Origin of the sequence: Anaerotignum lactatifermentans (assembly GCF_014982935.1) — a bacterium.
Taxonomy (GTDB): domain Bacteria; phylum Bacillota; class Clostridia; order Lachnospirales; family Anaerotignaceae; genus Anaerotignum; species Anaerotignum lactatifermentans.
Genome location: NZ_JADCKK010000075.1, coordinates 1 through 10,595, shown reverse-complemented (window position 1 = coordinate 10,595; position 10,595 = coordinate 1). Strand labels below are relative to the sequence as shown.

Annotated in this window: 9 protein-coding genes and 1 pseudogene; 6 read left to right on the top strand and 4 right to left on the bottom strand. The window is 46.5% G+C overall.

Going from position 1 to position 10,595, the window contains the following annotated elements:
• Window positions 1-238: 238 nt before the first annotated feature.
• A complete protein-coding gene (locus tag INF29_RS12885) occupies window positions 239-1,120 on the bottom strand; it encodes a LysR family transcriptional regulator (RefSeq protein WP_193487053.1) in 882 nt (293 codons plus the stop codon).
• 162 nt (window positions 1,121-1,282) lie between these two features.
• Between INF29_RS12885 and INF29_RS12880 the strand changes: the two genes are divergently transcribed.
• From INF29_RS12880 to INF29_RS12865, 4 genes and pseudogenes are all read left to right on the top strand, one after another.
• Window positions 1,283-1,789 (top strand): cyclophilin-like fold protein, encoded by a 507-nt coding sequence (locus INF29_RS12880; RefSeq protein WP_242949238.1) that lies wholly within the window; start codon window positions 1,283-1,285, stop codon window positions 1,787-1,789.
• 3 nt (window positions 1,790-1,792) lie between these two features.
• Window positions 1,793-2,254 (top strand): annotated as a pseudogene (locus tag INF29_RS15265) (flavodoxin family protein); the annotation flags it as partial.
• A 66-nt stretch (window positions 2,255-2,320) separates the two neighbouring features.
• Window positions 2,321-2,890 (top strand): DapH/DapD/GlmU-related protein, encoded by a 570-nt coding sequence (locus INF29_RS15260; protein ID WP_191344879.1) that lies wholly within the window; start codon window positions 2,321-2,323, stop codon window positions 2,888-2,890.
• Between the two features lie 13 nt (window positions 2,891-2,903).
• Window positions 2,904-4,070, top strand: a complete 1,167-nt coding sequence (locus INF29_RS12865) for an iron-containing alcohol dehydrogenase (RefSeq protein ID WP_193487051.1) — start codon at window positions 2,904-2,906, stop codon at window positions 4,068-4,070.
• Between the two features lie 76 nt (window positions 4,071-4,146).
• Here INF29_RS12865 and INF29_RS12860 read toward each other — a convergent pair whose 3' ends face one another.
• Both INF29_RS12860 and INF29_RS12855 read right to left on the bottom strand, forming a co-directional pair.
• On the bottom strand, window positions 4,147-5,703 hold the full coding sequence (locus INF29_RS12860; protein ID WP_072851463.1) for an ABC-F family ATP-binding cassette domain-containing protein: 1,557 nt from the start codon (window positions 5,701-5,703) through the stop codon (window positions 4,147-4,149).
• Window positions 5,700-6,539 carry a Cof-type HAD-IIB family hydrolase gene (locus tag INF29_RS12855; protein WP_193487049.1) on the bottom strand — a complete coding sequence of 280 codons (840 nt, stop codon included), beginning with the start codon at window positions 6,537-6,539 and terminating at the stop codon, window positions 5,700-5,702. The genes INF29_RS12860 and INF29_RS12855 overlap by 4 nt, the downstream gene beginning before the upstream one ends.
• 371 nt (window positions 6,540-6,910) lie before the next feature.
• Between INF29_RS12855 and INF29_RS12850 the strand changes: the two genes are divergently transcribed.
• Entirely contained in the window at window positions 6,911-8,692 is a 1,782-nt protein-coding gene (locus tag INF29_RS12850; RefSeq protein ID WP_072851518.1) for an adenine deaminase, read from the top strand.
• Window positions 8,693-8,706: 14 nt separating this feature from the next.
• A complete protein-coding gene (ade, locus tag INF29_RS12845) occupies window positions 8,707-10,440 on the top strand; it encodes an adenine deaminase (RefSeq protein WP_072851467.1) in 1,734 nt (577 codons plus the stop codon).
• A 74-nt stretch (window positions 10,441-10,514) separates the two neighbouring features.
• On the opposite strand, the gene INF29_RS15145 is transcribed toward ade, so the two are convergent.
• Window positions 10,515-10,595: IS3 family transposase (locus INF29_RS15145; RefSeq protein WP_330608303.1), on the bottom strand; the 81-nt coding region annotated here is incomplete at its 5' end.

Below are 10,595 nucleotides of genomic sequence, written 5' to 3'. Positions count from 1 at the left end.
CAGCAGTGAATTGCCCATCGACTAATCCCATACTCTTGACTTAAAGCACGCTGACTTTCTCCTGCTCTGATTCGTGATACAACTTCCTCTCGTATCCCCGCTGGATACTTTTTCATTCCTTTTTTTCGGACATAGCGAGACCCCCTTATGTAGTTCTATTATCCTACATAAGGGGGCTTTTTGTCATTGTCCGTTTTTACTGGAGCAGTTCACTATCAGAAGGCCTTTTTGTATGTTATTAAAGGGACAGAAATGTCCGCAGGGTTTCCAGAAATTTTTGTGAAGCCTTTGTAAATGTCTGATATTTTTTCCAGATCAGCTGCATTTGCGGCGAAACCTGCACGGAAAGAGGACGGAAGCAGAGAGAACTGTCCTCGCTGATGTGAATGATATTGTCAAAACAGATGGCGTATCCCATGTCTTCTTCCACCATGATGGAACCATTGAACAGCAGGTTATAAGTGCCGGCAATGGTGAGGTTTTTGGCATCATTTCCGAAAATATGCGCCAGATGATCGTCCCGGAGCATCTGTCTGGAAGTGATGAGAGGATGGGGCAAAAGATCCTGTGGAGCGATAACAGTCTTTTGGGCAAGGGGCGCGTCTTTTGGCATCAGTACGCCAAAAGTATCCACTGCAGGCAGAGGGAGAAAATCATAGCGAGATGTGTCAATCTCCCCGAATATCAGGGCAAAGTCAATGAGCCCATGATCCAGTTCTTCCAGAACGGTAGTCTTGTCGCCGCTGACAATGTGGAAATGTACCAACGGGTATTGTTTTTGCAGGGTATGGGCTGCCTGAATCAAAGGGCGGATGCCTTCTGTTTCTCCGGCGCCAATGTGGATATTACCGGCAATGATTTCTGTGGAACAGGCGATTTCTTCCTGTGCTTTTTCCAGCAGCTCCATGACTTCCTGGGCGCGTTTCCGCAGAATCATCCCTTCTTCTGTGAGGGTGATTTTTCGGTTGCCTCGCAGGAATAATGTTTTCCCTAATTCCTCTTCCATTTCTTTCAGCTGTCTTGACAGTGTGGGCTGGGACAAATGGAGCGCTTGGGCGGCGGCAGAAATGCTCTGTTCTCTGGCAACCGTGAGAAAATATTGCAGTACACGAAGTTCCAAGGGCAAGACCTCCTTTTTTACTTGGAATTATAACATGTTTTGTTATGCCTGAAAAGCATAACAATGTATTTGATATAAGTATTTGTTCTTTGAACTGGAAGCGGATATAATGATGCTAAGGAAGTGCAGGCTGCAAAAAGTATGATGAATGGGGGGAAAGCTATGAAAAGAAAGCGAACCATAAAAGTATTTTGTTTTACGGCTATTTTGATGTGTGCCCTGGTGCCTAGTTTGTGGATTTCCATGAATATTCCAGATGAAAGGACAACGGCAGAAGCACCGGAACAGACAGTTATGGAGGAGGAAGTGCAGATGGAAAAGATGCAGATTGTGATCGGACAGAAAACTTATAATGTTTCCCTTTATGAGAATGAAACGACAAAATCTCTGAAAGAAATGCTGCCCATGACAGTTTCTATGGAAGAACTCAATGGCAATGAAAAATATACTTATCTTTCACAATCCCTGCCCACAGATCGGGTATATCCGGGGCAGATTCACACAGGTGATCTGATGCTTTACGGTTCAGATTGTCTGGTGCTGTTTTATGAAGATTTTGCTACAAGCTATGGTTATACGCCTTTGGGCAAGGTAGATGACCCTGTCGGTTTGGCAGAAGCCGTAGGCAGTGGGGCAGTGGAAGTGACTTTTCAGATGGGAGTGGAATAAACAATGAATATTCTGGTATTGAACGGCAGCCCGCGGAAACACGGGAATACAGCCTTTATGATTGATGCCTTTCTGGATGGGGCAAAACAGCAGGGACATCATGTGGATGTGATTTCTGTTTGCGAAAAGAATATTAATGGCTGTTTGGCTTGTGAATACTGTCATACAAAAGGAAACGGCAGCTGCATCCAGCAGGATGACATGCAGGAAATTTATCCTTTATTAAAAGAAGCGGAAATGATTGTATTGGCGTCGCCGGTGTATTATCATGGATTTAGTGGGCAGTTACAGTGTGCCATCAATCGAATCTATGCGCTGGATAAACCGAAAAAATTGAGAAAAGCCGCATTGTTCCTGTCTTCTGGCAGTGACAGCGTATACGACGGTGCCATTTATGCTTACGAAAATTCCTTTATCCAGTATTTGGGACTGGAAAACATGGGGATTTTTAAAGCCTATGACCTGCAGAATCAGTCGGAAGCCCTGCGGAAAGAACTCTTTGCTTTCGGCAGCTCTCTGGAAAATATGCCTTTGTCACTGGAAGAATTTCTGGCAGTTATGGACAGCGGAAAAGAAGTTGTGGCTGGTTCCGACGTGCATCAGTGTATGCATGTGCTGGCACAGGAAGCCCTGAAAATCACTGCAAAGCTCAACAATGCTTACCATACGCCGGAAGAAATCACAGAATTGTTCTGCAAATTGACAGGAAAAACCGTTGGGGAGAATTTTGCAGTTTTTCCGCCTTTCTATACAGACTGCGGAAAGAATCTGACCATTGGGAAAAACGTATTTTTCAACAGCGGATGCAGAATGCAGGATCAGGGCGGCATCACCATCGGCGACGGCACCCTGCTGGGACATAACGTGGTTTTGGCAACACTGAACCATGATAAAAATCCGGAAAAAAGAGGAAATATGCATCCCGCAGCCATCCATATTGGAAAAAATGTGTGGATTGGCGCCAACGCAACCGTTCTGCCAGGGGTGACCATTGGTGATGGTGCCATTGTAGCGGCAGGCGCGGTGGTTTCCAAAGATGTAGCGGCAAATACCATTGTGGGCGGCGTGCCTGCAAGAGTTATCGGAAATGTAGAGAAATAAGGAGGAATAGAAGATGTTAGGAAATTTCTATTATAGCAACCCTACAAAGCTGTATTTTGGGGAAGATGCTTTGCAGAATCTGGAAGCAGAATTACAGAAATACGGCGATACTGTACAGTTGATTTACGGCGGCGGTTCCATCAAAAAAAGCGGATTGTATGACCAGATTATCGAAATCCTCATCGCATGCGGAAAAACCATTGTGGAAGACGGCGGCGTCATGCCCAACCCAACAATCGAAAAAGTATACGACGGCTGTCAAAAAGCAAAAGAAAATGATGTAGACCTGCTTCTGGCTGTAGGCGGCGGTTCTGTCTGCGACTATGCCAAAGCCGTTTCTGTTTCCACATGGTGTGAAGAAGACCCTTGGGATAAGTATTATCTGCGGATGGAAGATGTGGATAACCGTATCATTCCTGTGGGATGTGTGCTGACAATGGTGGGAACCGGCTCTGAAATGAACGGCGGCTCTGTTATCACCAACCATGAACAGAAATTGAAAATTGGGCATGTCTTTGGAGATAATGTATTCCCCAAGTTTGCCATCCTGAACCCGAAACTGACTTACACACTGCCCAAATGGCAGATGGTGTCTGGCATTTACGATATCATGAACCATATCACAGAACAGTATTTCTCCGGCGATGATGACAACACCACCGATTATATCGCCGAAGGCTTGATGCGTTCTTTGATTCACAGCAGCCGCATTGCCGTCAAAGACCCTGAAAACTATGAAGCCCGCAGCAATATCATGTGGACAGCAACATGGGCGCTGAATACACTGTTGGATATGGGCAAAACCACCGACTGGATGGTACACATGATTGGGCAGTCCATTGGCGCTTATACAGATGCTACCCATGGTATGACATTGTCTGCCGTTTCCATTCCTTATTATCGTGCCATCTGCCCTTATGGTCTGCAGAAATTCAAACGCTTTGCCATGAATGTATGGGATGTGAATCCAGCAGGCAAAACCGATGAAGAAATCGCTGACGAAGGTCTGAAAGCCATGGAAAGCTGGATGCGGGAACTGGGTCTGGTTATGAATATCCGTGAACTGGGTGTTACAGAAGACATGCTGCCCGGCATCGTCAAAGGCACTTTCATTCTGGACGGCGGTTATAAAGTGCTGACAGAAGATGAAATCATGGAAATTCTGAAAGAAAGCATGTAAATCATTTCAATATAAATAACAAAAACCCCTTTGCCAAGAAATTGGAAAGGGGGTTTTCTGGTGGATAAAATTTCTATCAAAGCTGAACGGTCGTCCAGTCTTCGCAGTTCCAGACTTCTGTTACCACATCCTGATAAAATTCAGGTTCGTGACAGATCAGCAGGATACTGCCTTTGTATGCTTTCAGGGCACGTTTCAGTTCTTCTTTTGCGTCCACGTCCAAGTGGTTGGTAGGTTCGTCCAGCAGCAATACGTTTGTTTCGTTGTTGATGAGTTTGCACAGACGGACTTTGGCCTGCTCGCCGCCGCTGAGGACTTTTACCATGCTTTCAATATGTTTGGTGGTCAAGCCGCATTTTGCCAGAGCGGAACGGACTTCATACTGGGTGTAGGAGGGGAATTCCTTCCAGATTTCGTCGATGCAGGTCACGTTATCGGTGTATTTCTTTTCCTGCTCAAAATAGCCGGGATAGAGATAATCCCCCAGAGTGGTTTTGCCGCTGATGGGAGGTATTTCCCCAATGATAGATTTGAGCAGAGTGGTTTTCCCAATACCGTTGGCGCCTACTAGAGCGATTTTCTGTCCACGTTCCATGGAAAGGGTGAGAGGACGGGAAAGGGGCTTGTCATAGCCAATGACAAGGTCTTCTGTCTGGAAGATATATCTGCCGGAAGCACGAGCTTCTTTGAAGTTGAATTCCGGCTTGGGTTTTTCCTTTGCCAGTTCGATGACATCCATTTTATCCAGTTTTTTCTGGCGGCTCATTGCCATGTTTCTGGTGGCAACACGGGCTTTGTTTCTGGCAACGAAGTCTTTCAGGTCTTCGATTTCCTGCTGCTGTTTCCGGTAAGCCGCTTCCAACTGGGCTTTTTTCATTTCATACACTTCCTGGAATTTTTCGTAGTTGCCTACATAGCGGTTCAGTTCCGCGTTTTCCACATGGTAAATGAGGTTTACCACGCTGTTGAGGAAAGGAATGTCGTGGGAAATGAGGATGAAGGCGTTTTCGTAGTCGATGAGATACCGCTTCAGCCATTCGATGTGGTTTTCATCCAGATAGTTGGTTGGTTCGTCCAGCAGAAGGATGTCCGGTTTTTCCAACAACAGTTTGCCCATGAGGACTTTGGTGCGCTGACCGCCGGAAAGCTCTGTCACGTCTTTGTCCAGACCGATGTCTGTCAGACCCAATGCACGACCGATTTCTTCCACTTTGGAATCAATGATATAGAAGTCATGATGTTCCAGCAATTCCTGAATGCTGCCTGTTTCTTCCATCAGGAAATTCATCCGTTCTTCGTCGGCTTCTGCCATTTCCGCATAATAGCCGTTCATCTGGGCTTCCAGATCGAAGAGAAAGGCAAAGGCGGACTGGAGCACATCCCGGATGGTCTGACCTTTTTCCAGTACGGCGTGCTGATCCAGATAGCCAACGCGGACGTTCTTGGACCATTCGATTTTTCCTTCGTCGGGCATAAGTTTGCCGGTGATGATATTCATAAATGTGGATTTTCCTTCGCCGTTGGCGCCGACAAAGCCAACATGTTCCCCTTTAAGCAGGCGGAAAGAAACGTCTGTGAAAATGGCTCTGTCGCCGAAGCCGTGGCTCAGTTTTTCTACATTCAAAATGCTCATGAAAGTTCTCCTTTTTCGATAATCTGTTCTAATACAATGGCTGCGCCAAAATCATCACAGCTTTTGGTGACGAAATCAGCGACTTTTTTGATATGGTCTTCGCCGTTTTCCATGGCAACGCCGGTGCCGGCAAATTCCAGCATGGGCAGGTCGTTATCCCTGTCCCCAAGGGCAAGGACGTTTCCCCGGGGGATGTCCAGAATGCCGCAAAGGTGGGAGAGGGCATGGGCTTTGGTTGCCATGAGGCTGGTGACTTCAATGTTCTTTTCGGAGGAAGCTGTGACGGAAGCCAGCCCCGTTTCCTTTAATGTCTGCCAGATATGGTCTTTCAGCTTCATATCGCTGAAAACAAGATTGATGTTTTCCAGAATATCCTTCTGTTTTTCCAGCGCGCCCCAGAAGTCAGAGAGGGGAATTCTGGTGGCACGGGTATATTTCATGTGGGTATCCGTCAGGTGATAACGGGAAAGGTTGTCGTATGCATCCTGAGAAATATACGCCTTCCCGTCAATAAAAAACTCCGTCAGTATGGGAAGTCCCTTTACGGTTTTTACGGTCTTTTCCACGGCTTCCGCTGAGAGAAGGCTCTGAAAAAGATTCTGTTTTTGTTCCGCGTCATAAACTGCCGCGCCGTTGCTGGTGATGACATACTTCAGAAAGGGCAGTGCTTTGACGCATGTGGGCAGTGCGGCAAAAGGTCTGCCTGTGGAGGGCACAAAAAAAATGCCCATTTCATGAATGGAAGTCAGCGCCTTTTGCAGACGTGGTGTGATTTCTTTTTGACTTGTCAGTAATGTGCCGTCCAGATCGGAGGCAATGAGTTTGATCTTATTCATAAAAAACGCCTCTATCCTTTAAACAATATAGATTCCATATGTCATATCTTTTTATTTTAGCAAAGAATGAATGGGGAAACAATAGGCGAAAGCCTTGTTTTTGCTGGGATACCGTTTTTTTCTGTACGTTAAGGAAAACATAGGGAAATTTGATTCTTTGTCTTGAACATTTCGGCAAATTATGATACGATGATTGCAAAGTGAATCATGTGTAACGAAATTCTATTGGGGTGATGTCATAAAATAACTCCAATACTGGCTTCTAAAAAGCATTCGGGACGGGAAACCTGGTTATTGGAACCAGGCTTTTTTTGTTTATGGGCATGATTCCAAAAGGCAAAGATGGTGTGAGCAGCAGAAAGGAGACAAACATGGAAAGAACAGTGGCAACTTTGAAGGAAAGAATTCGTGCCGGCAGCGCAAAAATCCCCGCAGAAAAGGTAATTCGCGGCGGTATGCTGGTAAACGTTATGTCCAGCGAAATTTATCCCGCGGATATTGCTGTCTATAAAGATATGATTGCGGCAGTGGGTGATGTGGAACCTTATATCGGTCCTGATACAGAAGTTATCGACGCAACAGGCAAATATCTAGTACCCGGTCTGATTGACGGTCATATCCACAGCGAATGCAGCAAACTGAGCATCACAAGCTATGCAAAAGCAGTTGTGCCTCACGGTACCACCAGCATGATTTCCGGTCTGGATGAATACATTTCCGTATCCAATCTGGAAGGTCTGCAGGAAATTTTCGCAGAAATCAAACAGAGTCCTTTGAAAGTGTTCTGGGGCGCTCCTTATAAAACACCTTATACCGTTCCTCAGTCTACTGTATCTTTCAACTTCAACAAAGATGTTCATGAAATGGTACAGAAATGGCCTGAATGCTACGGCGTATGGGAAACAGTTACTGAATTCGTACAGGAAGAAGACGAAGACACACTGGGCGCTATTGCAGAAGCATACAAAAACAATCTGCCCGTATTTGGCTGCGCACCTATGGCAAGAGGCACAAAACTGAATGGCTACCTGTGCAGCGGCGTGCGTCTGGATCACGAAAGCTATGATCACGAAGAAGTAGTGGAAAAAATGCGGAAAGGTATGCACATGCTTATCCGTGAATCCTGTGTAACACACTTCCTGGCAGAAAACATCCGTGCGGTGACAGAAGTGAACCCTGCTTTTGCTCGTCGTGTAAGCTTCTGCACAGACGACGTAACAGCAACAGACATCCTGAGCAAAGGTCATCTGGATCATGTGGTACGTCTGGCAATCCAGGCTGGCGTTGATCCCATGACAGCCATCCAGATGGCAACCATCAACAGCGCGGAAGCATACCGCATCGACCATCTGGTAGGTTCCATCTGCCCTGGCAGAATCGCGGACATCCTGTTTGTAGATAATCTGGAAGAATTCACCGTTGCAAAAGTTATGACAAACGGTCAGATGGTAGCGGAAAACCATCACATTTCCTATGAACTGAAAGCGCCTGCAAGAAGCCCTATCTTTAAAGGTCAGCTCAAATGCAAAATGACAACAAAAGAAGATTTCGAATACAAAGTGCCCATCCAGAACGGCAAAGCAAAAGTGCTGTCTATGGATGTAAAAGGTCCCTTCGTTCGTAAGAGACGCGATGTAGAACTGAAAGTTGTAAACGGCGTCATCCAGCCTGATACCCAGCAGGATGCTATCATGGTTTCTGTTCTGGAAAGATTCGGCAAAAACGGCAACAAATCTCTGGCATTCTGCTCCGGCTGGAAACTGAAAAACGGCGCTATGGCTTCTACCTGCGCACCTGACGACAACAACCTGGTTGTTATGGGTTCCAGCGCAGAAGACATGTCCATCGCAGTCAATCATCTGATTGAACAAGGCGGTGGTCAGGTCGTTGTAGAAAACGGCAAAGTGATCGAATTCCTGCCTCTGCCTGTAGGCGGCATCGTTAGCGACGAAGAACCTGAAGTAATCGCAGAGCTGGAAAAGAAAATCGACGAAGCGGCAAGAAGAATCGGCTCCGACCTGCCTAATCCTATGATGTACATGTTCTTCCTGCCCATCACAGCAATCCCTGACTACGCTCTGACAGACGTTGGCCCTGTGGATTACTGCGCATTGACCACCTATGATCCCGTTTTGGAACTGGTAGAAGAATGAGAGAAGGGGTTGCCATGAAGAAAGAAGAACTGAGAAAACTGATCCTCACAGCAAAAGGCGCTGTGGAAGCGGATGTTGTAATCAAGAACTGTAAAGTGGTAAACGTATTTACTGGTGAAATTCAGGAAGGTGATATTGCCATTTCCGGCGACCAGATCGCAGGCGTTGGGCAGTATCAGGGGAAAGTGGAAGTGGATGCCGGCGGCAGATATGCCGCTCCCGGCTTCATCGACAGCCATATCCATATTGAATCCTCTTATGTAAGCCCCGAAGAACTGGGCAGACTGCTGGTGCCTCATGGCGGCTGCACCATCATCGCAGACCCTCATGAAATCGTAAACGTTATGGGCATTCAGGCACTGGACTACATGATGGAAGCGGCAAAGAACACCAAAATGGATGTAAAATATATGCTGCCTTCCTGCGTGCCTGCCACACCTTTTGAACATGCTGGTCTGGTGCTGGGCGCAGATAAAATGGAAGAACCCATTGAACGGGAAAATATCCTGGGTCTGGGCGAATTCATGAATTTCCCCGGCGTTTTCAATGCCGATGATGATACACTAGATAAACTGATGGTTGCGAAAAACGCAGGAAAACTCATCGACGGTCATTCTCCCGGTCTGACAGGCAAAAACCTGACCGCTTATGCCAGTGCAAGAATCCAGGGCGACCATGAATGCGCTACCGTGGAAGATATGAAAGAACGTCTGAGTCTGGGTATGTATATCCTGCTGCGTGAAGGCTCTGCCTGCCATGACCTGCGCAGACTGCTCAAAGGCGTGACACCGGAAAACAGCCGCAGATGTCTGCTGTGCTCCGACGATAGACAGCCTAAAACCATCCTGCAGGAAGGTCACTTGGACAACCACTTGCGCATGTGCGTAGAAGAAGGCATTGATGCCATGACAGCCATCCGTATGGCAACACTGAATGCGGCAGAGTGTTTCAGACTGTATGACAGAGGCGCCATCGCTCCCGGCTATCGTGCGGACGTTGTACTGTTGGATGATCTGGAACAGTTCCATGTGCATAAAGTTTGGATTCGCGGGGAACTGGTGGCAGAAGAAGGCAAATATCTGCCGGAATTCAAAACCCACGATATTTCCACTGTACGCAACAGCGTGCATCTGAAAGATTTCTCTGTGGATAAATTCAAAATGCATCTGAAATCCGATCATGTCCATGTGATCACTATTCAGCCCGGCGGTGTTGTGACAAAGAAAGAAACAGCCCATATTCCTGTGGAAAACGGTGAATTTGTGTTCTCTCCTGACAACGACATCGTAAAAGTTGCCGTTGTGGAACGTCATCAGATGACAGGTAATGTGGCATGTGGCTTCCTGAAAGGCTATGGCATCAAAGAAGGCGCAGTGGCGCTGTCCATTGCCCATGACTCTCATAACATCATCGTGACAGGTGTCAGCGATGAAGAAATGGCATTTGCCGTAGAAAAACTGAAAGAACAGAACGGCGGTATCGTTCTGGTGAAAAACGGCGAAGTCATCGAAAGTATGCCTATGCCCATTGCAGGGCTCATGAGCGATCAGAGCGGCGAATGGGTAAAACAGAAACTTATCGACATTCATGACAAAGCATACAGCGAATTGGGCGTAGCAGGGGACGTAGAACCTGTTATGACACTTTGCTTCATGTCTTTGGCGGTTATCCCCGAAATCAAACTGACAGATATGGGTCTGTTTGACGTGGGAACATTCTCCTTCATTCCTGTGGAATGTGAAGCATAAAATATAAAAAAATCAGACCTCGTTTTCCTGAACTGAACCCAAAAAGTTAGACAATATTTTCAAATTAAAATTGTTTAAGAAGCCAGAAGGGCTTGTTGTCTGTAAATTGCAGGTGGCAAGCCCTTTAACTTTGCTTTGATTCGATGGTTATTATA